General features: G+C 71.4%; 17 protein-coding genes and 1 pseudogene. 7 read left to right on the top strand and 11 right to left on the bottom strand.

The genetic code is table 11. The annotated features are described in order from the left end of the window. Nucleotides 1–32: 32 nt before the first annotated feature. Nucleotides 33–551: a hypothetical protein gene (locus tag CHC09_RS26080; RefSeq protein WP_143232547.1), complete on the top strand. Its 519-nt coding sequence runs from the start codon at nt 33–35 to the stop codon at nt 549–551. Here CHC09_RS26080 and CHC09_RS26085 read toward each other — a convergent pair. Beyond that, a complete protein-coding gene (locus tag CHC09_RS26085) occupies nt 545–1,744 on the bottom strand; it encodes a hypothetical protein (RefSeq protein ID WP_089295814.1) in 1,200 nt (399 codons plus the stop codon). The genes CHC09_RS26080 and CHC09_RS26085 overlap by 7 nt on opposite strands. A gap of 107 nt (nt 1,745–1,851) precedes the next feature. Between CHC09_RS26085 and CHC09_RS26090 the strand changes: the two genes are divergently transcribed. Further along, nucleotides 1,852–5,679, top strand: coding sequence for an NACHT domain-containing protein (locus CHC09_RS26090; protein WP_089295815.1), 3,828 nt, complete (start codon nt 1,852–1,854; stop codon nt 5,677–5,679). 9 nt (nt 5,680–5,688) lie between these two features. On the opposite strand, the gene CHC09_RS26095 is transcribed toward CHC09_RS26090, so the two are convergent. Then, nucleotides 5,689–7,017, bottom strand: coding sequence for a hypothetical protein (locus CHC09_RS26095; protein WP_089295816.1), 1,329 nt, complete (start codon nt 7,015–7,017; stop codon nt 5,689–5,691). 100 nt (nt 7,018–7,117) lie between these two features. Between CHC09_RS26095 and CHC09_RS26100 the strand changes: the two genes are divergently transcribed. Further along, nucleotides 7,118–7,477, top strand: a complete 360-nt coding sequence (locus tag CHC09_RS26100; protein WP_089295817.1) for a PadR family transcriptional regulator — start codon at nt 7,118–7,120, stop codon at nt 7,475–7,477. Next, nucleotides 7,474–8,610 (top strand): hypothetical protein, encoded by a 1,137-nt coding sequence (locus CHC09_RS26105; RefSeq protein WP_089295818.1) that lies wholly within the window; start codon nt 7,474–7,476, stop codon nt 8,608–8,610. The genes CHC09_RS26100 and CHC09_RS26105 overlap by 4 nt, the downstream gene beginning before the upstream one ends. A gap of 40 nt (nt 8,611–8,650) precedes the next feature. On the opposite strand, the gene CHC09_RS26110 is transcribed toward CHC09_RS26105, so the two are convergent. Further along, a complete protein-coding gene (locus CHC09_RS26110; RefSeq protein ID WP_089295819.1) occupies nt 8,651–9,421 on the bottom strand; it encodes a helix-turn-helix domain-containing protein in 771 nt (256 codons plus the stop codon). A 230-nt stretch (nt 9,422–9,651) separates the two neighbouring features. On the opposite strand from CHC09_RS26110, the pseudogene CHC09_RS26115 reads away from it, so the two are divergent. Beyond that, nucleotides 9,652–9,888 (top strand): annotated as a pseudogene (locus CHC09_RS26115) (nuclear transport factor 2 family protein); the annotation flags it as partial. Between the two features lie 10 nt (nt 9,889–9,898). Here CHC09_RS26115 and CHC09_RS26120 read toward each other — a convergent pair. The 8 genes from CHC09_RS26120 to CHC09_RS26155 all read right to left on the bottom strand — a co-directional run bounded on the left by CHC09_RS26120 (nt 9,899) and on the right by CHC09_RS26155 (nt 17,475). Continuing rightward, nucleotides 9,899–10,597, bottom strand: a complete 699-nt coding sequence (locus CHC09_RS26120) for a zinc metalloprotease (protein ID WP_089295821.1) — start codon at nt 10,595–10,597, stop codon at nt 9,899–9,901. Between the two features lie 25 nt (nt 10,598–10,622). Further along, nucleotides 10,623–11,888 (bottom strand): trypsin-like peptidase domain-containing protein, encoded by a 1,266-nt coding sequence (locus CHC09_RS26125; protein WP_089295822.1) that lies wholly within the window; start codon nt 11,886–11,888, stop codon nt 10,623–10,625. Continuing rightward, nucleotides 11,876–12,949, bottom strand: a complete 1,074-nt coding sequence (locus CHC09_RS26130; protein ID WP_143232549.1) for a BUD32 family EKC/KEOPS complex subunit — start codon at nt 12,947–12,949, stop codon at nt 11,876–11,878. The genes CHC09_RS26125 and CHC09_RS26130 overlap by 13 nt, the downstream gene beginning before the upstream one ends. A gap of 11 nt (nt 12,950–12,960) precedes the next feature. Then, entirely contained in the window at nt 12,961–13,956 is a 996-nt protein-coding gene (locus tag CHC09_RS26135; RefSeq protein WP_089295824.1) for a protein phosphatase 2C domain-containing protein, read from the bottom strand. After that, a complete protein-coding gene (locus CHC09_RS26140) occupies nt 13,953–14,684 on the bottom strand; it encodes a vWA domain-containing protein (protein WP_089295825.1) in 732 nt (243 codons plus the stop codon). The genes CHC09_RS26135 and CHC09_RS26140 overlap by 4 nt, the downstream gene beginning before the upstream one ends. Then, nucleotides 14,684–16,117: a DUF4407 domain-containing protein gene (locus CHC09_RS26145; protein WP_089295826.1), complete on the bottom strand. Its 1,434-nt coding sequence runs from the start codon at nt 16,115–16,117 to the stop codon at nt 14,684–14,686. The genes CHC09_RS26140 and CHC09_RS26145 overlap by 1 nt, the downstream gene beginning before the upstream one ends. Further along, entirely contained in the window at nt 16,114–16,770 is a 657-nt protein-coding gene (locus tag CHC09_RS26150; RefSeq protein ID WP_089295827.1) for a hypothetical protein, read from the bottom strand. Before CHC09_RS26150 ends, CHC09_RS26145 begins: the two co-directional genes overlap by 4 nt. 267 nt (nt 16,771–17,037) lie before the next feature. Continuing rightward, nucleotides 17,038–17,475, bottom strand: a complete 438-nt coding sequence (locus CHC09_RS26155; protein ID WP_089295828.1) for a MarR family winged helix-turn-helix transcriptional regulator — start codon at nt 17,473–17,475, stop codon at nt 17,038–17,040. A 133-nt stretch (nt 17,476–17,608) separates the two neighbouring features. Between CHC09_RS26155 and CHC09_RS26160 the strand changes: the two genes are divergently transcribed. Both CHC09_RS26160 and CHC09_RS26165 read left to right on the top strand, forming a co-directional pair. After that, on the top strand, nt 17,609–18,796 hold the full coding sequence (locus tag CHC09_RS26160) for an MFS transporter (RefSeq protein WP_089295829.1): 1,188 nt from the start codon (nt 17,609–17,611) through the stop codon (nt 18,794–18,796). 27 nt (nt 18,797–18,823) lie between these two features. Beyond that, the gene (locus CHC09_RS26165) at nt 18,824–19,654 is read left to right on the top strand and encodes an aldo/keto reductase (protein ID WP_089295830.1); all 831 of its coding nucleotides are present in this window, start codon (nt 18,824–18,826) and stop codon (nt 19,652–19,654) included. Nucleotides 19,655–19,852 lie beyond the last annotated feature (198 nt).

Here is a 19,852-nt window from a genome sequence, read left to right on the forward strand (position 1 = left end):
ACCGCTACAGATCGACATGAACGGTGGTGCCGGTGAATGTTCTCCAGGCGTTTGTCACCGCGACGGCAACGCTGCTCGCGGTCCTGGTCGGCGGTTGGCTCACCGTCCGGGCGCAGGATCGGCTCTGGCGGCGTGATCAGGACCGACAGTGGCGGGACATCCGCCTGACCGCGTACACCGACTTCATCGGCGCGGTCCGGGAGTACGTGGCGTTCGCGCTCAACCCCGCCGCTCGCATCACCGCGGTGCCGCGCCCGCGCGCTCCGGGCGACCTGATGCCGTTCTTCGACGACGAGGGCGCCCGCTACCGGGAACGGCTGGAGAGCACCAAGACCGCGCTCCGGTTGGTGGCCGGACGGCCCGAGGTGGTCAGCCAGTCCTCGGCGCTGGTCCGCCAGGCGCGGCTGCTGGCGGCCGCGCGGGCGGGTAGCACCGCGGACGCGTTGCCGGCCGATCGCTTCGACGAGCTGTGGCAGGCCGAGCGACGCTTCCTCGACGTGGCCCGGGCCGAGCTCGGGCTGCCGTCAGCGTTCGAACCACCAGGTCAGTAACCGTCCAGGGCCCGGACCACGTGCGGCGCGAGGACCGCTCGCCGCACGTGGGCAAGACTCAGAAGCATCAGGTTGTACGGACACCGGGCGCGTTCGGTCCGCAGCCGCTCCCGGAGTTTGCGCTGGAAGGCTGCCAGCTCCGGCCGGATGCCGAGGTCGTCCCAGAGCGGCTCGGACCGGGCCGTGATCAGCAACGACTGAACGAATCCGAGACAGTAGGCGTCCGTGTCGTCGAACTCGTAGATCGAGGTGGTTCGCAGATGCCCGTCCTCGGCGGGCTCGACGATCGGGTCACGCGCGTACTGACGGCCGGCGAACGTCCGGTGGACGTCCGTGCGCTCGGTGACCGTCTCCCGGTAGTCACGCATGGTCCGCGCCCTGCCCGCGTCGTCGCGGGTGAGCCGGGTGGCCGGATCGACGAGGACATAGCGCAGCAGCGGCCGGGTCAGGACATGCAGGCTGATCCGGTACAGCGGGGCAGGCCCGCCGGCCGGTAGCAACGGGTCGGCGGCGCCGTCGGCGCGGACCACCACCTTGTGGCTGAACGAGGTGTTGCCGTCGTCGTAGGTTCCGGCGAAGATCCGGGCGCGCGCGGCGAAGCGCGCCACATCGGCGCCGGACACGCCGGGAAGCCGGGCCAGCACGTCGGCGATCGTCGCCAGCAGACCCGTCTCGCCGACCACCACGACCAGGTCCAGGTCGGACTCGGTCCGGACGTTGTAGCACGCGCCGTACGCCACCGACCCGCAGAGGACAGCGCTGCCGCCGGCCCCACGCAGCAGGTCACGGAACAGTTCGGCGTCGCGCACCCGGCGACAGGTCTCCACGACCGCCTGCAAGGGTGGCGGACGGCGCTCGGTCTCACCCGTACGGATAAATCGCTCGTCGTGGTAAAGGCGCAGGAAGAGCGGATCGTCGAGAATCTCGATGCCCTCGACGGCGGCCAGGACGGCGAGCGTGTGGGTGGCGAGCAGCTCGATCCTGCCCGCGTACGAGGAGACGAGCCCGGCGAGCGCCTCGGCGAGCGCACCGAGCAGCTCGGTCGGCGGCGGCTCCGGCAACATCGCGATGACCTGCCGGTACAGCTCGCGCGGCAGCCGCCAGTCGGCCACGGCGTCGGCCTCGCGCACGGCGTCGGCGACCCGTCGCGCCGGCGGTGGTGCGGCCGGCCAGGGCTCCGTGTTGTTCGGCATGGGCGCAGGGAATCAACGGATCTCCCGGGCCGGAAAGGCTGTTCGGGACCCGGAAGCATCGGGAAGCACGGATCGCTTCCGAGTGCTTCCGGTGGTATCAACGTCGGGTGGGAGACTCGAGCTACGTGCCGGTGCCCGAAGAGCTGCGCGCGGCGGCCAGGCTCTTCCTCACGGAGCTCGACCGGTACCGGGTCGGCGGGCTGTCCCAACGGGAGTTCGCCCGCCAGGGAAGACTCAGCCCGCGCAACGTCCAACGGATCTACGCGTACGAGGTCGGGCTGCCACCCGCGAAGCTCCGGCTCCTGCTGGAGGACGACCCGGCCACCGGGGAGGCCGCGGTCTGCCGGGCCTATCTGACGGCGTACGGCTCGCTGTACCCCGGCGACGCGCTCAAGTGGATCCGGGATCGCGCCGACCAGGCCGGCGTTCCACAGCGTCCGGAAGCCGTCAGCGTCCTGGAACGGGCGACCCACGCGGCGATGCGGGAGGCGAACCGCCTGGTCGACACCCGGTCGATGGAGCTGTTCCTGCAGGACCTGTACGTACCCCGCCGTTTCGCCGGCAGTCGCGACGTGCGCTCCGAGGCTGATCTCGAGGCCCGGTGCGGCACCGCGTCGGTCACCGTGATCGTCGGCGAGCCCGGCACCGGCAAGACCAGCGCCCTGTGGCGGCTCACCGGCGGCCTGCGGCGGCAGACCGGCAGAAGCGTGTGGCTCGTCGCGGCGGGCGCGCTGGAGACCGAGGTCCCGATCGCCGACATCGCCTGGGCCCTGCGCGTCGCGCCCCGGGACGCGGGACCGCCGGTGCTGCTGGTGGACACGGTGGACCTGCTGTTGCGCTCCGACGAGTTCCCGCCCGTTCTGGACGAGGTGATCCGGGCCTGTTCCGCCGCGGGTGCCGCGCTCGTCATGACCTGCCGTCCCCGGGAGTATGAGCTGCTGCGCCGCTACGCCGAGCAGTACGAGGTCGAGAAGGTGCAGCTGGGCCCCTACAGCGATGGGGAGCTGCCGGCGGCCGTCGAGAAGCACGCGAAGCACTTCATCGATCGCCGCTTCGACCCGTTCGCGATCGCCCAGGCCGTGCTGACGGCGGTCGCCCGTGGCCTGCCCATCGCGCAGATCTGCCAGGTGCCACTCACCCTGCGGATGCTGTTCGAGCTGCATCAGCTCGAGCACACCGGTGATCAGCCGGTGGAGACGGAGATCGACGTCACCGACCTCTTCGACAAGTACTGGCAACTGCGGGTCCGCACCGACGCGCGAACCAACCGGACCGGCTCCGGCCCGGACGACGATCTCTCGATCGCCGCCGAGATGCTCGCGGTCGTGATGCTGGCGGCGGGGACACCGCGCGTCGACAGTGCCGGCACCAGGGCGCTGGAGCGGGTCGAGGGCCTCCTCGACGATCTCGCCACGCTGGTGCGCCGGAGCGTGGTGCACGAGGTCGGCGACGGTCTACGGGAGTTCTTCCACCAGACCTTCTTCGAGTACGCGGTCGCCCGGGCGATCGTCGCCCTCGGTGCCACCGCGCTCGACGCCCTCGTGACCCGGACTCTCGTCCGGCCCGACGACGCCTTCCTCGGTGCGGTGACGCAGCAGGCGCTCGTTTACGCCTGCCGCACCGCCTACGATGCCGCCGTCGTCGACCAGGCGTTCGCCACCCTGCTGAACTGCACCGACAGCGGGGTCCAGCAGGTCGCGATCGCCGCGTACGCGCAGGCCCGGCACCGGGGCCCGCTGACCGCGACCGCCGGTCACCGCCTGCTGGCGTCGGCCGGCAAGGGACTCGCCCGCCGGTACCTGATCTTCGTTTCCCGGGTACGCCACGACGACCTCGGCGCGGTGCTCGAGGACCTCGCGCTGGCCTGGGAGCACGACGACGCCCACGTGCGCGCGGAGGTGTTCGGCGCGTTCAGATCCCTCGCCGTCATCCGGCGCGACCCGATCCTCGACGCGGTCACCGCCGAGGACGCCCCGCACCTCAGTTGGTATCTGCGACTGGATCCGCACGCCGCACAGCGGCGCCGCAAGCCGGTCCTCGATCTGCTCGGCGAACTCGCCCCTGCGGACCCCGGCTGGTGCGCCGACCGCCTCGAGGAGATGGCCCGGGCGGCCACCCGTGACGACGGCGCGCAGGACGGCGTGGCGGCCATGCTCGCCGTCGCCGCCGAGTGCCGGCTCCCGGCGGACCGGCTGCGCCGCCTGCTGGCGGTGATCCCCTCCGAGGTGCGGACCGATCCGAGCGGCGCGAACGAACTGGGGCTGGTTGTCGCCGGCATCATCCGGCAGATCTGGGCGGCGGAGGACGCCGACCCGGTCGCGGTCGCCGGGGACCTCGCCGCCGGCGTGTCGTCGTACGCCTCGCTCGGGCCGGGCCAGGGGTGGGCGCCGCCGTCGTGGCTCTCCGGGCCCGCACGGCTACGGGCCCTCGCCGACCTGGCGTGTGATCAGGAGCCGGCCGTCGCTGACCGGCTGATCACCATCCTGCTCTCGGCGACGGAGCCGATGGCCCGCACGCACATCGGGAACTACTTCCTCAAGCACCTGCTCGGTGGCGGACATCGGCCCCGGCTGCCGGGTGGAGCGGAGCCCGCCGAGACCCCGGCGACCAAGGTGGCGCGGAAACGGTGTGCCGAGCGGCTGCGGACACCGGCGGCGGCACCCGGCAAAGGCCGATCGGACAAGGCGCTGTGGCGCGAGGCGCTCTACGCGGGCACGCTGCCACCAGCGGAGGTGGCGACCATCGTGGCGGAGGTGATCCGCGGCGAGGTCGATCCCGGCTGGCTGGACGTCGACCAGTTGGCCGCGCTTCTCGTACCGGCGGCGCTCGGTGACGTGGCTGGCGCCCGGAACGCGCTGACCAGGTGGTCGCACCGCAGCGCTCCCAGGGCCGGCGAGGGTCAGCTGCGCAGGATCGTCATGCCCCGGCTGGAGCATCTGGCCGCCGACTTCCCGGAGGCGTTCGACCATCTCATCGGCGACGCTCTCGCCACGACCGACGGCCGCTACCTCGACGGGGCGATCACCAAGATCGTCCACAAGCGGCTGACGCTGCCCGCGGACTTCGCCGAGCGCGTCGCCCCGGTCGTCCACGCGCTGCTCGCGAGCAGCGTCCCCGGCACCGTACGGGACGGCTTCGCCATCGCGGCCCGGGTCGGGCACGGCCGGATGGTCGGCTCCAAGACCCTCGGGGCCGCGCTGAAGATCCGGGACAAGGGCGCGTTGACGGCGGTGCTCAACCTGGTCGGGGCCGGCCTCGACCAGGACGCGGAGCGCTGGGCCGACCCGGACGAGTTCGCCCGGCTCGACGACGCCCTCGAAGCCCTGGAACAGCCCGACGCGGCTCCCAATCCGACTCTCGGCCGGCGGGCGTACGAATATCGCCGCACCCTCTACTGCCACAGCGCCCCGATCGGAACCGTCGTCGAGCGCCGGGCCACCCTCGAACGGGTCCGGGAACTCGTCCTGGAGCCCGGCGATCCGATGCTGCTCGAACCGTTGGGGCGGCTGCTGTCCCGCCTGGCGAAGGTCGACGTGGACGCCGCGGCCGCCCTGCTCGTCGACACCGCGGCGACGATCGAGCGCATCGCGGTGGCCGATTCGACGAACTCGTGGAAGTCCCGCAGAGCGTTCCGGCTGCGCCACGCCATCCGCAACGTGCTGGTCGCGCTGCCGTACGGAGCTTGGAAGCGCACCATCGCGGCCCTCGCGGAGCAGGACGTCCACGTGTTCACCAGCGCGATCGACATCAGCATCCGCGAACGCTCCGATGAGGCCGCGGCCCACCTTCGCAAACTGGTGGACACGCTGCACCTGCGGGACGACCGGGTGGAGGCGATGCTGCGGACCGCCACGACGCGCAGGCAGCGCGTCACCGGCGGCATCAGCACCTGGGCGGAGCTGCTCGATCTCTACAGAGCGGGCCGCGAGTCCTGATGTCTCTGGTCAGACCGGCATCACCGACTCACCCGCCAGCAGGCGGGTGGCAAGGTGTTCGACGGTGAGGTCCAGCCTTTCGGCGACCCGCTCGAAGTGCCACTCAGCCGAACTGCGGAGACCGTCGAACCGTGAAGACAGGACGATGCTGTACACCTGGAGGATGGCGACATCCGTGCCGATCTGGACGAGGATCTGCACACCGTGGACGGCCCGGGAATGCCAGCTCTGGCCGGGCCACTTCATGATCAACGGGGTGAGTCGCCGCGCCGTCTCGTCGTTACCGACCAGACCGAGAGCGTCCAGTACCCAGCCCTGCCTTCCGTTGGCGCCGGCGGCCTGCCACGCTTCGAAGAGCGCCCAGGCGAACCGGGCGAGGTCCACCGGTTCGCAGGCCTCCCGGACCACCTCCAGCCCAGGGTACGGCTCGCGGAGGTCATGCAGCGCGAACACCATCGCCAGGTCCCGCGCCGAACCGGCCGGCAGCACGAGACCTGGTCCGCTGTCGGCACCGGGCGCCTCCGGGTCGGACGGCCGCTTGAGGCGGACCGGCGGCAGGACGGCTGGGTCGATCCACTTGGGGAGCGCGGGGAGCTTCGGGGGCAGGATCGCCAGCGGGTCGCCGGCGATCAGTACGTCGATGGCGGCCGCGGCCTCCGGCCCGTAGGACTTGGCGACCGTGCGGACGGTTTCGACGTGACCGGCGGCGACCAGGAACAGCAGCGCGTGCTCCCTCGCCCGTCGACCGCGACTGACCGGGCCGAGCGCGGAGGGGATGAACTCCTGCGCGGCCAGCTCGGGATGCCGGTCCAGCCAGGCACGCGCGGCCGCGGTGCCCGGCATCGCATGCTGCAGGGTTCCCGCCATCCGCCAAGCGAGGTCCGGTGCCGAGAACGGCTGGTACAGCTCCTTGACCTCCGCCGGTGCGCGAGAGTACAGACGCTTCACGGCCGGCAGCGCGTCGCCCTCGAACCGGGCGACGATCCGCCGCATCCAGGAACCGCAATCCTGACTGCTCAGCGGCTGCCAGTCGGCGAGCAGGGGCCGGGCCATCTCCTCCGGCCCGGCGCAGAAGAACTCGACCGCCTCGCGCCAGTCGGCCGGCTCGCCGCGCCGCAGGCGATCGGCGGCTCTCGCCCAGTCCCCCACACCCATGCGGTCTGCCCCGGCCGACAGCCACTCCTCGCGCTCGCCGGGCAGCCACTCCACGACGACCGGCACCTCAGGTGCCCGCAGGTCGAGGACGATCGGGCTCGGCCGCCGCCGGCGCCACGGCGGGGCGGCGAGCAGAGACTGCAACGCTTCGAGCGGGGCGGGTACCGACGACTTGATCGACATCCCGGCAAGGTACCGGTCACCTACGACAAGAAACGCGGAGGGATCGAGCGCTCAATACATCGGTTGACGATACATATCGGCTGACGTACTGTCTGCCGTCATGCAGACACCGACGTTCCTGATCCTGGCCGCGTTGGCGAAGCAGCCCCGCCACGGCTACGGCATCGTGCAGACGGTGGCCGAGCTCTCCGACGGCGAGGTGAAGCTACGGCCCGGCACCCTCTACGGCGCACTCGACCGGCTCGTCGAGCAGGGGCTCATCGAGTTGGACCACGAGGAGGCGGTGGAGGGACGCTTGCGCCGCTACTACCGGCTCACCACGAACGGCACCACCGCACTCGCCACCGAGATCGAGCGGCTGCAGCGCCACGCGGACGCGGCACGGGAACAGCTGCGCGGCCGGCCGGGCATCGTCCCGGGCTTCTCCCGTCTCGCCGTACCCGCAGGAGGCCCCGCGTGACCACCGAAACCTGGCCCACCGCCGACGAGCGGCTGGTTCGGCACTACCGTCGCCTGCTGCTGGCCTACTCGGGACGTTACCGACGCCGGCACGGCACGGAGATGATCACCACCCTGCTGGAGATGGCCGAGCCCGGCCGCACCCGGCCCTCCGCCGACGAGGCCTGGCATCTGATCGTCAGCGGGCTGCGGCAGCGGTTCCGGCTCCCGTCCGGCCGCCCGTTCGCGTGGGTCGCGGCGGTGCTGGTGACCGTGGTGCTGGGCGTGTTCGGCGCGGCCGCGGGCAGTTGGCTCGGCGAGCGCACCTTCGCCGAGTTGCCGGGCCGGGCCGGCGCCCTGGAGTTGTTGCACGCCGCGGTCGCGGACCCGATGCCGGGGGCCGGCTTCACCTTTCGGACCAGCATGCCGGGCAGAGCCGATGGCCTGAACTTCAGCGTGTCACCGAGAGACCGGCGGGATGGCACGCCGTCCTGGACCATCGAAGAGGCCCGCACCGGTCTGAGCGCGGCCGGCTGGACCATCACCGAGTTCACGGTCCACCCGAGGAAAGCGTCGATCAGCTGCGTCCCGGACGAAGAGTTCGGCGGCGAGACCTGCACGTTCGACTCCCGGGACGCGTCCCTGACCGCCGAACGCGACGGCCTCGTTCTGAACGGCACCGCGGCCGACTTCCTCGCCAGCGAATCCGGCGACTCATGGATCGGCGGCGTCCACGGCACCCTGACCGCCGAACGCAACGCCGCTTACCTGCCGCTGACCGTCGCGGGCGGGCTCCTCGGCGCACTGACCGGATGGTTGCTGGCCGCCGCGCTCGCCTACCGGATCCGGTCCCTGTCCCCAGGCCGGGGACGGCTGGCCGCGGCCTTCACCGGCGCGGCCGTGGCCATCTCCGCGCCTCCGGTGTGGGCCGTCATCGTCAACGCGGTCATGCTCCGGGCGCATCTCACCTACACCGGGCGGGTCTACGTCCTGCACTCGGCACTGCGGCCGGGCTCGCACCTCGACGGCGTGGCGCCCTGGTTCATCCCCGGATGCCTGCTGGCGGCAGCGGCGACAGCCGCGATCGCGGTAGCCATCCTCGTCCTGGGCACCGACCGAAAGGGATCACCGGGCGCCCCGCTCTTGCCGATCTGAACGCTGACCGGGGTGTAGCCGCGGAAGACGAAGGTCTCGGTCACTGTTTCTGGTTGAGCGCGTCGGCGGTGGACGAATCAGCGGGAAAGTACGATTCCACCGCGATCTCGTCCAGAGTCACATCGAACGCGGTGCCGAATCTGGCGATCATGTTGATGAAGCTCAGCTCCTGTCCACCGTGCCTGATTCTGATCGGCATAGCGATGTCGTCGGCACCCGGTCGCACCACGGCCTCCGAGGTGCCGTAGGAGATCACCTCCCGATGCAGCGACGTCAGGAACGGATCGCCGGACTGGCGCACCTGGCCGGCGAGCCGGAACAGGAGCCGCGCCCGCACCTCCGGCATGTTCGTGACTCTCGAGGCGAATCCGCCGGGATGCATACTGAGCCGCATCATGTTGACCGGCGGTTCGAGCAGGGACGCGTCGACTCCGTCGAGGAACACCGTCATCGCCGAATTGGCGAGGACCAGGTTCCACCGGCCGTCGACGGCCAGGGCCGGGTAGGGATGGTGTCCATCCAGGATCTGACGGACCGCGTGTCGCGCGGCGGTCATCTCGGGTCCGTCCCAGGAACGCTCGAGATAGACGGGGGCATACCCGGCGGCGATCAGGAGACGGTTACGCTCACGCAACGGCACGCTCAGGTGCTCGGCCAGGCGTAACACCATGTCGCGGCTGGGCGCGGTGCGGCCGGTCTCGACGAAGCTGACGTGCCGGGTCGAGACCCCCGCCCGGTTTGCGAACTCCAGTTGGCTCAGGCCCCGTGCCCGGCGCCATTGACGGAGCAGTTCGCCCACCGCACGGGTCATGATCGCGAGTGTAGTGACCCGCTCCCGGGTACAGCCATTACATGCCAGGTAATCGACCTGGCGCTGCGTCGATGCCAGCATCGGCGCATGACCGAAACAACCTCCACCCGTACGAACAAGGAAATCTTCCTCGACGCATTCGCTGAGTTCGCTGCCGGCCGGCATGATGTCTTGTACTCGGTTCTGCACGAGGATTTCATCGAGCACGCCCCCGGAAATCGTCGGGTCGCGACGCGTTCGTCGAGTCCATCAAGTCCGGCCCGGTTTCCAGAGCCCAATTCGAACTGAAGCGGGTCATCGCGGACGAGCAGTATGTCGTCGTGCACTGCCGCATGAGCGAAGACCCCGGCGCCCCCGGTCTGGCCGTGGTGGACATCTGGAAGTTCGATGCCGGCCTCATCACCGAGCACTGGGACGTGAAGCAGCCCGTTCCGGACGACGAAGAGGTCCCCAACGGCATGTTCTGACCCCGCGACGCTAACGGCCGGGATAGGTGGCGGCCACGAACTCCAGATCGGTCGCGGAGAGTGCGGTGTTCTCCACGGTGCCGAACCCGTCCAGAGTCCAGCGCGCCGGAACCGGATAGAGCATCACCGACTTCGGATCGAACTCGGTGAACTGGGTCCGGTCCGCCGCGTACCGGGCGAAGACGTTGTCGTCGACCGTCCCGGGTGACCAGAAGTTCGGCGCCCCGCCCAGTTCCCGGTAGACGACCGGCTTGTTCCAGCGGATCCCGGCCGCCGGGCTGGAGTGCTCGTGCACCAGCCCGAGCGCGTGCCCGAACTCGTGCCGGGCCAGCAGCGCCACCCGTCCCGGCGTGGTGACCGGCGCCTCGCCCAGGCACAGGGTCGGCCCGTCGGCCGGGAACATCTCGGTGAACAGCGCCATCGTCCCCAGCGCCGACCAGTTACCGGGCTCGTCGAAGGTCACCCGGATCTCGGCCGGCCCCTCCTCGACCGGGACGAGGGTGAGGTTCGCCCGGTCCGTCCACTCGGTGGCCGCGGCCATCACCTGCCGGTGCAGTCCCGGCAGCCCGTCCAGGAAACGGACCCGCAGCGTGGCACCGTTCGGCCAGAAGTACTCGGGGTCGCCGGCCGCCTCCAACCGGCCGTTGCCACGGTCGAGGAGGTCCTGCAGGTCGTCGCCGGGGACGCGGTCGATGCAGCGGAAGGTCATCGGTGGCTCCTCTTTCGTCGTACGGTCAGCTCTCGCCGAGCAGGTTCATGTCGAATCCGCCGGCGCGCAGGTGGCGCAGAACCGCGCTGATCGGCACCGCGGCGTTGCCGTCCGCGGGGTCGTCCTTCCAGCCGGCCCGGTGCATGGCGACCAGGTCGAGGTCGAAGGTGAAGCACGGGGAGCCGGACGAGCCGGGCCTGGTGTTGGCCCGGTGGGTGAACAGGCCGTGGCCCGATCCGTTGTCGAGCACCTCGCCGATCGCGGCCTTCAGCGGCGCACCGCGCGGATGCTGCGGGATGAACAGGTGCGCGCCGGGCTCGGGGTCCTTCTCGTCCAGCAGGTAGAACCAGCTGCGCCGCTCGCCGCTCTCGACCTCGTCGGTGCCGGGGGTGCCGTTCAGCCGGACCAGGGCGAAGTCCAGCTCGCCGGCCGCGTCCGCGACCCGCCAGTCCGGTGCCAGGCCGAGCGAGGACTGCAGCCGGGCGGTCAGGTCGGCTTGACTGTGGAAGTCGAACGTGACGATCACCTGGTCCGGCCGGGCGACCCCGGTGAAGAGCCGTTCCAGGACGTGGCGGCAGGTCATCATGAGGTCCGGCCCGATCAGGAAGCCGGTGCCGAAGACCTGGGCGGCCCGGTCGGCGACCTGGATCCGGCAGACCCGGGCGCTGATCCGGGTCACGCCGGCCAGGAAGGTGGGCAGGTCGAAGATGCCCTTGGCCCGGTCGACGATGGATTCCTGGTCGAAGCGGGGCACGACCTGGTCGAGGACCGGGTCCTCGGGGGCGGCGAACCGGATCGCGGCCAGCAGTTCGCCGAGCCAGAAGTTCTCCCGCGCGGCGCGGATCACGCGGTCGCTCACCACCCGCATGTCGCCGGGCGGGACGATGGCGTAGAGCTCGACGTAGAGGTCGCGGGCGAGCAGCAGCTCCAGGTCGGCGTAGGTCGGGCAGGCCGAGCGCAGCGCACGGGTCACCGCCCCCTGGTCCCAGCCGGAGCGGTGCGCCGCGGCCGGCATCGCGTCGCTGATCGTCCGGCTGAGCACCGCCGATCTCCCGGTGATCAGCGTGGACCGGTCCCGCACCGGCTGCCCGTCCAGGCTGATCCCGGCGGCGGCGGGATTCTCGATGCGCAGGTACCAGCCGCTGATCATCCGGGCGAGGAAGGCGATCCGCTCCGGCGCGGTGGGGTTCACGGTGATCTCCAGCCGCCGGGGCCGGGCGACCAGGTACCAGGTGCGCCCGGGGGTGAGACGGGTGCTCCCGTCGGCGAGATCGACGATCAGATCGTCCATCGGACCCCGAATCGCCGGTTCAGGAAGGCCCGCACACCGCCGGACCGCTTGCGTTCCAGAACCGATTGCGGCGGTACGACCAAGGGCCGCTCCAACATCGACAGATCCAGCCGCGGGAACGTGAACCCGGGCGGCAGCAGCGTCCCGAGCGGCGGCTCCCAGAGCGGCTCCGGTTCGGTGACCTCGGCGCCGCCCGCCGTGGCCCAGACCGCCACCTCCCGCCAGGATCGGCCGAGCACGCGCCACACCCGGTCGGCGTCGTCGACGGGCACGACCATCGCCAGCGCCTTGCAGAGGAAGCGGGCCATCGGGTCGCCGATCATCCCGGCGAGCTGCTCCACGGTCGGTTCGCCGATCTCCTCCATCTCGTCGCCGGCCAGCAGCGAGATGATCACGTAGGCGAGCCGGGCGAAGTCGGTGGCCTGCGACGGGTCGTCGACTCCGGGGATCACCGCGCGCATCGCGTCCGGTGCGACGTTGCGGGGCGGGGGCAGGACCGGTCGCCAGTGCAGGCCGGTCATCGAGTCGCAGTCGACCAGGTGCACCCCGTCGCCGAAGCGGCTGACCAGCACGTTGTGGGCGTGCAGGTCGTTGATCATCACGCCGCGGTCGTGGAACCAGGTGATCGCCGCGACCAGGTGCCCGAAGGCGTTGAGCCGGATGGCCAGCGCGTCGCGGCGTTCACCGGGGCGGCCGTCGCCGGGGTCGGGCAGCATGTCCAGGGCCCGGGGCCGGTCCCGGTGGAAGTACGCGCCCGGGGCGGGCCGGATCAGCATGCCGGCGAGTCCGTCCCGGTCCCACACCGCGTACCGCGGCCAGGCCGCGATCGCGTTCATCACCTGCTGGTCGGCGCGCGAGCCACGGGTCTGCCAGGCGATCAGCCGGTCCAGCTCGCCGGGCCGGACCGCCGAGCGATGTTCGTCGTGGTAACGCTTGAAGAGGTACGGCCTGCCCTCGTACTCCACCTGTGCCACCGTGGCCGTGCCGCCCTCCGGCAGGAGCAGCGGCTGAGCGGCCGATGGGCGCAGCGCGGTCACCGGCACGGCGGCCGGTCCTGGCATCACCGCCATCCTCAGTCCACCCAGACGGCAACCACGCCGGAGTCGTCGGAGTACGTGTCCTTCACGTCGATGATCTCCCGGGCCAGGTCGGCCGGTGTCAACGGTCGGCGCATCCACTCGTTGGACCGCCCGGATGCCATCCGTCCGGCGAATCCGTCGGTGGCCAGCAGCAGCAGCCCGCCGTGCGGTACCCGGCCGGTCCAGGTCCGCGGCCGCGGATCGCCGGGCAGGTCCCGGGTGGCGTTGTCGTTCCCGTCGAAGCCCGCGGGCCGCTCGTGGTGCACCGGCTCCCACTCGTCACCGGCCAGCAGCCACGCCTCCGAGTCACCGACCCCCTGCACGGTCACCGTCGCGCCCCCCTCGTCCGGGACGAGTTCGGCGGCGACCAGGGTGGTGCCGCCGCGCTGGGCGACCCCGGCTCCGAAGCTGGCCTCCAGGCCCTGCGCGACCCGGCGGAACAGCAGGTCGCCGAGTTCGTGCAGGGGTTCTTCGCCGGTGCGCTTGGCCCACAGGTAGAGCGCCGCCTGAACCGCGTTGACGGCGACCACGCCCGAGTCGGGCAGGGAGCCCAGCCCGTCGGCGACCACCGTCAGCAGCCGGCCGGTCGCCGGGTCCCAGGCGGCGCCGACCGCGTCCTGGCCCTCCTGATCCATCGCGGCGTGCATGCCACCGCGGGCGGCCACCGCGCCGACCAGCATCCGGCTGCGGCGGTCCGGGGGGCCGCACCAGCCGCCGGTGTGGGACACGTGCCACCGGCAGTCGAGAACCAGTTGCCGGGGCAGGCGGGGGCAGTCCAGCGTTGTCGGGGCGGACCCCGCGGCCGGTCCCGGCGGGTTCCGGGGCAGCGGCATCCCGCGGGTCACCTCGGCGACGGTGACCGGATTCAGCACGGCCATCTCCGACCTCCTCCAGTGGTGGGTGGCGTAGTACACCAGCGGCCCGAGCAGGATCAGCGCCACCAGCGCCGACATGCTGAACAGGGCCACCGCGATCTGACGGGTGATCATGTGAGCTGTGCCCGTTTCATCCCGTGCGGCACCCGCATCACCTGTTCGCCGGCGCGGACCGACTGCTGGATGCTCATCGCGATGCACTGGCGGATGCTGGCCGCCAGCGCCTCGGCGGGCGAGTCCGGCTCGGCCAGGAACGCGTTGCGCTGGTCGTGGCTGCCGGTGGCCAGTTCCCAGAGGATGCGCTCGTGTTCGCGCCGGACGCTGGCCGCCGCGATCCAGGCCCGCATCCGGTCGCCGGTCACCCGTTCCCGCTCGCGCTGCCAGGAGTCGTCCGGCTGGTCACGGCCGTCGGCGAAGGGCGCGCCGTCGGTGAAGATGAACACCAGCGGCGGGCGCAGGCTGGTCTGGTGCCCCGCCCGGGCCACCCCTTGACGGATCCGTTCGGCGTCGTTCGGGTACCGGTCGGCCAGCGCCCGCAGCGCGAGCAGGTAGTTGGTCTCCTGGCCCAGCGTCGGCGGTGTGATCCACTGGTCGGCGGCGATCAGCGGGGACATCGCGCGCAGTTCCTCGACGCCGTCGCTGAAGGCGAGCACGCTGAGCCAGACGCTGACGTTGATCCGGGGCATCCCGCCGAGGTCGAGGACCAGCTTGTCGATCATCGGCTGGAAGACGTCGAGGGAGCTGACGCCGTTCCGGTCCTTGCGCCACATCGATTCGGAGACGTCGAGCAGCAGGTAGATCGGCTGGCGGCGGACGGTGCTGCGGTCGGCGTACCCGGTCATCAGGTGGCGCTCCGATCGCCGTACCGCGGCCGGTCCGACCAGTCCTCGGGTTCCCGTTGCGACGGCGGCCGCTGCGGTTTGACGACGGTCGGCGGCCTGTTCTCCGGCCGGCGGCCGGTGCTGCCGGCCGGGACGGTGAACGACAGCGTCGGCGTCTCGCCGATCAGCCGGTCGGCGCGCGCGTCCACCTCGCGTTCGATGGCCGCGTCGACCTCGCGCAGTTGCCGCACCCCGTCGGCCTGGATCCGGCGTTCGACGGCGCGGTACTGCGCGTCGTTGCTGTGCTGCTTGAGCTGGGCGATCAGGGCCCGTTCACCACCGAGCACCTTGTTCACCGCCAGTTCGCCGTGTTTGCGCTGGCGCAGCCGGTCGGAGAGGATCTCGTCGTACGTGGTGAAGCCGGTGAGGAATTTGACCAGCACCGGCAGCGCGTCGATCAGGATCAGGAAGAGTCGCAGCGCCCACTCGCCGGCCTGCGCGTACCCGTTGCGGTCGGTCAGGTGCCCGAGCATCCGCATCCGTTCCAGCGGGCCGAGGGTGGCCTGCCGGCTACGCGCCTCGGACACCTTCTCCGCGACCGCCACCTTCCGGGCCTCGGCGAACGCGTCGGCGTCCACACCGACGCCCCGGTTCAGATCCTCGATCCGGGTACGCAGATCGGCCAGCGCCTTGGTGTTCTGCGGGATCCGGTGGTCGCTGCGGTACTCGTCGGCCTGGGCCCGCAGCCGCCGGCAGTTCGGGCCCTGTCCACGCAGGCCGGTCAGCCCCGGTCCGGAGGTGCCGAGGCACTCCCGGCGCGCCTCGGCCTCGATGTCGGCGTACGCCTTGCTGTCCCGCTGCACGACGGTGTTCAGCCCGGCGGCCTGTTTCTCCAGGTCGGCGATCTGGGCCCGTTTGCCGTCGACCGACGCCCCGGCCAGCACCAGCCGCTTCTGCTCGCATCGTGGGGTGCCGACCGGCGCGGTCTTCTCCTCGTCGGTGCCCGGCACCGGGTTGCAGGCCAGCAGGTCGCTCTCCAGGGCGGCCAGCTCCGCCTTGCGTTCCCGATCGGACTGCTCGGTGATCTCGTTGCCGAAGACGGTGAGCACCAGCGGCTCGGCCACCACCAGGCCGACCAGCAGCGCCAGCAGCAGCCGGGGAAGCAGGCGCAGGGCCCGTACGCGGGCGTTCGCGGTGGTCGCCGAGGACATCATCCAGCGGTCGACGGCCAGCACGAACAGGCCCCAGCCGACCACGATGGGCACGGCCTGCCAGGGGAAACCGTCGCGGACGAAGGCGATGGCGATGCCCATCGACACCATCGCGGCGAACGCGGTGCCGAGGATGACCCCGGCCATCGCGGTGTACCGGGAGCGCTCGGCCGGGATCTGCTCGAGGATCTCCTCGTCCACGCCGAGGACCGCCCGCAGCGCCCGGGCCGGCGACCTGCTCATCGCGACTCCCAGGTGTAGTTGTCCGGCTGGAACGTGTGGCTGAGCCCCCGCAACGGGACCGGATCCGGCTCCTCGGGCTCGGGTGGTGCGTGTCCGGGTGGAGGCGGCGGTACCGAGAGGCCGGGGCGCTCGACCGGGCGGATGCTCACCACCACGTCGGCCAGCACCGCGGTCAGCCCCGGCACGTGCACCGGCACCACCTCGCCGTAGGCGATCAGCATCGCCACCACCTGTTGCTGGAACCGGTACCACTGGAACCGGTCGGAGAGCGACATCGCCAGGCAGGTCATCCGGACCCGGGAGTAGCGCAGCAGGTACTCCTCCAGGAGCGGCCGCACGTCCGAGCCGCCCTGCTGGAGCAGGACGAGCGGGTCCAGCACCCGGCACCGGAAATTGGCGGCCACCTCGATCGCGGTGCGCGGATCGGCCGACGGGAGCATGACGGTCACCCGGACCAGCCGTTGCGCGGTGCTGACCAGCATCAGGACGGACGCGTCGACAAGGAGCCGGTCGGTGAGCGCGACGCCGCGCGGCACCACCTCGTACGCGTCCTCGAACTGCGCCACCAGCATCGTGTCCGGCCGCCGCGGGATGTCCCCGGGCTCGCGGCTCCGGCGCCGGAACAACCGGGCCGGCAGCGGTCTGAGAGTCACGGACGCGACGACCGGGAATGCCGCCGTACCACCTGAACCACTCTCGCCGTCACTTTCCACCTACCTGTCCCCCTCAGTCGGTACACCAGATAACCGCAGGTGGGGGAAGCGAGTAGCGGACAAACGAGCCGCGCGTTGACATTCCTTCTTTAGCCATCGCCCGATCGGCCGCGCGGCCGGGCCGATCGACGGAGATCACCTCCCGCATTCAGCGGGCTCGTCCGGTTCATCCATGCACGTGCCTGATCCACCGGTTCGCCGGACGGCTCAGGTCAGGTGCAACGCCGCGACCAGGCTCTCCAGCTCGGGCAGCTGCTCCGCTTGGGTCAGCGACGTCTCCAGGGCCCGGTCGTGGGTCGGCCGCGCCTTGTCGAGCAGCTGCCGCCCGGCCGGGGTGAGCTCGGTGTAGATCCCGCGCCGGTCGTCGGCGCAGAGGACGCGGGTGAGCAGCCCGCGCTCCTCGAGGCGGGTGACCAGGCGGGTGGTCGCGCTGCTGGACAGGGCGGCCGCCCGGGCGAGTTGCCGCATGCGCATGTGCCAGCCGTCCTGGCGGCTCAGCGCGTCGAGCACGGTGTACTCCACCACCGAGAGCCGGTGCGCGCCCTGCAGCTCCTTCTCCAGGACGGCCTCGATGAGCCCGTGCAGCGCGGCGAGCCGCCGCCAGCCCTGGGCGCGGATTTCGACCGCGTCGTTGCCGATCCCCATGCCGGCCTCCTCCCGCCGAGATGCCGCTCACCCTACACCGCCTTGCGCCGATATAGCGCGTCTGCAACTATCAACTCGTTGCACATGCAACTAGTGCACACGCTGGATATTGCACGCGCTGAAGGAGTCTCCCGTGCCCATCGCTCTGTACGCGCTCGCCATCGGCGGGTTCGGCATCGGCCTGACCGAGTTCGTGATCGCCGGGCTGTTGCCCGAGGTCGCCGCCGACTTCCGGGTGACCGAGGCGGTCGCCGGCGGCCTCATCTCCGGGTACGCCCTCGCCGTCGCGATCGGGGCGATCGGGCTCACCGCCGCACTGGGCCGCGTCGACCGCCGGCGTGCGCTCCTGGCCCTGATGGTGCTCTTCATCGCGGGCAACCTGCTCTCCGCGGTCGCCCCGGACTACAACCTGATGCTGCTCGGCCGCGTCCTCGCCGCGCTGTGCCACGGAGCGTTCTTCGGCATCGGCTCGGTCGTGGCGGCCGACCTCGTGCCGGCCGAGAAGCGGGCCGCGGCCATCTCGATCATGTTCGCCGGGCTGACCGTCGCCAACGTGCTCGGCGTGCCGCTCGGCACGTTCCTCGGGCAGGCCGCGGGCTGGCGCGCCACGTTCTGGGCGATCGCGATCATCGGCGTGCTCGCCCTCGGCGGCATCGCGGCCCTGATCCCGGCCACCCCCGCTCCGGCCGGCGGCGGCGCGCTCGGCGAGTTCCGGATCTTCACCAGCGGCCAGGTCTGGCTGTCGATCCTGGTCACGATCCTCGGGTACGGCGGCATGTTCGGCGCGTTCAGCTACCTGGCCTACACCCTGACCGGGGTCGGCGGCTTCCCCGGCACGGCCGTTCCGTGGCTGCTCATCGTGTTCGGCCTCGGCCTGTTCCTCGGCAACATCGCCGGCGGCCGGGCCGCCGACCGCAACCTCCCGCTCACCCTGATCGTGCTGCTCGCCGGGCTCGCCGTCATCCTCGCCGGGTTCGCGCTGACCGCCGGCAACCAGGTCGCCGTCGTCGCCGGCCTGCTGCTGATGGGGGGATTCGGCTTCGCCACCGTCCCCGGTCTGCAGATGCGCATCCTCGGGCACGCCGAGCAGGCACCGACCCTCGCCTCCGGCGCGAACATCGCCGCCTTCAACGTCGGCAACGCGTTCGGCGCCTGGCTGGGCGGCCGCACCATCGACGCCGGCCTGGGCTACACCTCCCCGTTGTGGGCCGGCGCCGCCGTCACCGTCGCCGCCCTGCTCGTCTACCTGCTGGCGACCCGTCTTCCGGGCGGCGAGTTCGCCGCCCGGGCCACTCTCGGCCCGGCTCCCGCCGCGCGCTGACCGCACCGATCCCGAAACGAGGCAACGATGAGCCACCTCCCCGCCGTCACGCTGAACAACGGCGTCGCCATCCCGCAGGTCGGCTTCGGCGTCTTCCAGATCCCCGACGCCGAGACCCAGGCCACCGTCTCCACCGCGCTGGAGATCGGCTACCGCAGCATCGACACCGCGGCCGTCTACGGCAACGAGACCGGCGTCGGCCGGGCTGTCGCCGCCTCCGGCCTGCTCCGCGACGAACTCTTCGTCACCACCAAGCTGTGGATCACGGACCTGGGCCGGACGTCCGCGCGGGACGCCCTGCACGCCAGCCTGGACCGGCTGGCCCTCGACCGGGTCGACCTGTACCTGATCCACTGGCCCGCCCCCGCGACCGACGCCTACCTGGAGGCCTGGCAGGGCCTGGAGGAGCTGTACGCCGAGGGCCTGACCCGCGCGATCGGGGTCTCCAACTTCCTGCCGGAGCACCTGGACCGCGTGGTCGCGCTCGGCGGCACGGTCCCCGCCGTCAACCAGATCGAGCTGCACCCGGCGCTGCGGAACCGGGAGACGGCCGCGGCCGGTGCCGCCCACGGCGTCGCCACCGAGGCGTGGAGCCCGCTCGCCCAGGGCGGCGCGCTGCTCGCCGAGGCCCCGGTCGTCGCCGCCGCGCGGGCGCACGGCGTCACCCCGGCCCAGGTCGTCCTGCGGTGGCACCTGCAGCAGGGGCACATCGTGATCCCGAAGTCGGCCACCCCGTCCCGGATCGCGGCCAACCTCGACGTCTTCGGCTTCGAGCTGACCGCCGCCGAGTCGGCCGCGATCGACGCCCTGGACCGCGACGGCCGCATCGGCCCCCACCCGGCCACCTTCCACGGCTGACCGCATACGCAAAGCGCCGCCCGGTGGTTTCCGGGCGGCGCTTTGCGTTGTTCGTGTGGGTCAGCCGAGCTTGACGTTGAAGATCGGGTTGGCGGCGAGCTTTTTGAACGAGGCGAGGCTGGTCTTGGTGCTGTCGATGCTGATGTCGCGGTCGCCCTGGTCGTCCTTCTTCGTGTCGAAGTGCACGATGGCCTTGAT

Origin of the sequence: Actinoplanes regularis (assembly GCF_900188005.1) — a bacterium.
Lineage (GTDB): Bacteria > Actinomycetota > Actinomycetes > Mycobacteriales > Micromonosporaceae > Actinoplanes > Actinoplanes regularis.

Excerpts from the sequence above, each read along its gene's own strand:
- CHC09_RS26145 (WP_089295826.1), bottom strand. The coding sequence starts at position 16,117 with ATGAGCAGGTCGCCGGCCCGGGCGCTGCGGGCGGTCCTCGGCGTGGAC.
- CHC09_RS26140 (WP_089295825.1), bottom strand. The coding sequence starts at position 14,684 with ATGACCGGGTACGCCGACCGCAGCACCGTCCGCCGCCAGCCGATCTAC.
- CHC09_RS26130 (WP_143232549.1), bottom strand. The coding sequence starts at position 12,949 with ATGCCAGGACCGGCCGCCGTGCCGGTGACCGCGCTGCGCCCATCGGCC.
- CHC09_RS26155 (WP_089295828.1), bottom strand. The coding sequence starts at position 17,475 with ATGGGGATCGGCAACGACGCGGTCGAAATCCGCGCCCAGGGCTGGCGG.
- CHC09_RS26120 (WP_089295821.1), bottom strand. The coding sequence starts at position 10,597 with ATGACCTTCCGCTGCATCGACCGCGTCCCCGGCGACGACCTGCAGGAC.
- CHC09_RS26085 (WP_089295814.1), bottom strand. The coding sequence starts at position 1,744 with ATGCCGAACAACACGGAGCCCTGGCCGGCCGCACCACCGCCGGCGCGA.
- CHC09_RS26165 (WP_089295830.1), top strand. The coding sequence starts at position 18,824 with ATGAGCCACCTCCCCGCCGTCACGCTGAACAACGGCGTCGCCATCCCG.
- CHC09_RS26095 (WP_089295816.1), bottom strand. The coding sequence starts at position 7,017 with ATGTCGATCAAGTCGTCGGTACCCGCCCCGCTCGAAGCGTTGCAGTCT.
- CHC09_RS26110 (WP_089295819.1), bottom strand. The coding sequence starts at position 9,421 with ATGACCCGTGCGGTGGGCGAACTGCTCCGTCAATGGCGCCGGGCACGG.
- CHC09_RS26135 (WP_089295824.1), bottom strand. The coding sequence starts at position 13,956 with ATGATCACCCGTCAGATCGCGGTGGCCCTGTTCAGCATGTCGGCGCTG.
- CHC09_RS26125 (WP_089295822.1), bottom strand. The coding sequence starts at position 11,888 with ATGGACGATCTGATCGTCGATCTCGCCGACGGGAGCACCCGTCTCACC.
- CHC09_RS26100 (WP_089295817.1), top strand. The coding sequence starts at position 7,118 with ATGCAGACACCGACGTTCCTGATCCTGGCCGCGTTGGCGAAGCAGCCC.